Origin of the sequence: Clostridium sp. (genome assembly GCF_040797585.1) — a bacterium.
Lineage (GTDB): Bacteria > Bacillota > Clostridia > Clostridiales > Clostridiaceae > Clostridium_Z.
The window spans coordinates 1-2,311 of sequence record NZ_JBFNEO010000299.1 but is presented as its reverse complement, the minus strand read 5'-3'; the positions used below and the strand labels follow the sequence as shown (position 1 = coordinate 2,311).

Genomic DNA, 2,311 nt, shown 5'->3' with positions numbered 1-2,311 from the left:
AACTCTTTCTACTAGTTCAATAGCACTTCTCTTCTTACCTTCAGCATCTCCATTTAATGAATTCCAATCTATACTAACAATATCATTTTCAGCAAATTTTGTATCAAGAGCTTGTAAGTTAGAATCCTTATAATACTTCCTTGACATATAACCTCCAGGCATTCTTACAACTTTTGTATCAAAATCTTCTCCTAATATCTTTCTAATAGCATCATTAGTTTTATTATACTCATTCATATATGCATCTATATTTGTATTATTGCCTGGATAAAGACTTTTATAATTATGAGTATAACTATGATTTGCTATAGCATGTCCTTCATTGAAAATTCTCTTTACTAAATCTTCATGTTTTGGATTATCAACAGCATTACCCACTAAAAAGAAGGTGGCTTTTACATCCTTACTCTTCAAACAATCAAGAACTTCAGGAGTTACTGTGGTGGATGGACCATCATCAAAGGTTAAAAAAGCCATCTTTTTTCCATCCTTCTCACTCTTACCCTCTACCATTTTTTTAACTTCTTTGGCGTCTATAGCATATTTCTCCCCCTCAGAGTTAACATTCTTGCTGTTTGAAGGTTCTTTTTCTATATTCTCATTCTGCTCCTTAGGACTAGATTCTTTTTCTTCTTCCTTAGATGCTTGTACATTAATGTTTTGTGAATTTTTCTTATTTTGTTTATTTATAGCATACTGAGAAATTAATATTCCTCCAGCGATAGTCAATAAGACAGAAATAGCAATAAGAAATTTTTTCTTTTTCTTCCTTCTTCCCCTCTTCTTCCTTAAAGCATTACTTTCCTTAAAATCTCTTTTCATTGTTTAACCCCGCCATTCTTATTCTATTCCATAAAATCATAACCTCAATTAAATTATAATTTACCATGGAAAACTTATGATTACAAAGCAATTACAATAATCTTATAATATCATTAATAAAATCTTATAATATCATTAATAAAAAGTTTAAATTTAATTACACCATCTATCTATCAAAAATAAATGACTTTATTAAAGCAAAGAACTCTCTAACAAAATAATTGGGTGCAAGAATATAATTAGTTTTACTAGTATATAGTGTAATATCTTCATATCCTAATCTTTTAGCTAACATCTTAGCTCTTAAACCATGATAATTGCTAGTTATTACTTTTATTTTATAGTTGCTAACCTTATTATTAGAATATTTTTCTATAATGTCTTTTGAATACTTTAAGTTTTCATAAATATTTCTAGACTTATCTTCAACTATTATTCTATGCTCTTCTATACCGCCTTCTACTAAAAATTTTTTCATAACTAAAGCTTCACTTAGTCTTGCTGTTAGACCTACTCCTCCTGATACTATGATATTCTCTTCCTTACCGTAACTGCTTAAATATTCTATTGTAGTATCTAGTCTCTCTTTAAAACCTTCCCCTCTAAATTCTGACCCTAGTACTATTAAATAATCACTTGAAGATTTATCCCTTTCTATAGAAGTGGTTATCATAAAACCTTCCGCCAAAATAAAAATTATAACTCCTATAAAAATAAGCATTTCTACAACCTTTATAAACCTAAGAAAATAATTATTTCCCTTAAGTATTTTGTAAAAAACTCCATATAGCAAAAATACTATTCCAACTAAATGAAAGAACTCACTAAAAATAACTCGACCCTTAGATAAAGTCAAAATGGTATAATATACCATAAATATAAGTCCTGTTATTAAATATATACTTCTATTCATAAAATCCTCCTTAAAAATTCTTTCTATAAAAATATTATTAATGAAAAATAATATAAAAAGTTTAACTATGTAGAGTTAAAGTGTAGGATTATTAATGAAATATATATTTAATGTATATTATAACTTACTTAGAAAATCTGTGCACATATTCTTCATATCTTTTTATATCAACTTCTAACTAATATATTTATACTTTGAAATCTGAATCTTATAATCTCTCATGTATAGATGTACCGTATCTAACCTTAATTTTTAAATAAGATGTAAATTATAGTTAGCTTGAGGTTTATTTCAAGGTATAATGTAGTACATCTATAAACATACCATATTCAATCTTAATCTTTGAAGAATACTAATTTAAAATTTGGTTCTAAATTACATTTAAACGCAAAAAAACTACAAGTAATCTTGTAGTAAAATTCTAATTGGCTCCGCAGAGAGGATTCGAACCTCCAACCTATCGGTTAACAGCCGAGTGCTCCACCATTGAGCTACTGCGGAATATTAAATTTGGCTCCGTGGAGAGGATTCGAACCTCCAACCTATCGGTTAACAGCCGAGTGCTCCACCATTGAG

The 2,311-nt window shown here is 28.3% G+C and carries 2 protein-coding genes and 1 tRNA gene; all 3 read right to left on the bottom strand.

Annotated elements, in window-relative coordinates; all coding sequences use genetic code 11:
• Positions 1-822: polysaccharide deacetylase family protein (locus AB2369_RS12985; protein ID WP_367666892.1), on the bottom strand; the 822-nt coding region annotated here is incomplete at its 3' end.
• Between the two features lie 166 nt (positions 823-988).
• Positions 989-1,735, bottom strand: a complete 747-nt coding sequence (locus tag AB2369_RS12980; protein ID WP_367666891.1) for a YdcF family protein — start codon at positions 1,733-1,735, stop codon at positions 989-991.
• Between the two features lie 426 nt (positions 1,736-2,161).
• A tRNA-Asn gene (locus tag AB2369_RS12975) sits at positions 2,162-2,236 on the bottom strand.
• Positions 2,237-2,311: the final 75 nt, after the last annotated feature.

Bases quoted from the DNA above. Each gene is read 5' to 3' on its own strand.
- AB2369_RS12980 (WP_367666891.1), bottom strand. From the start codon at position 1,735: ATGAATAGAAGTATATATTTAATAACAGGACTTATATTTATGGTATAT.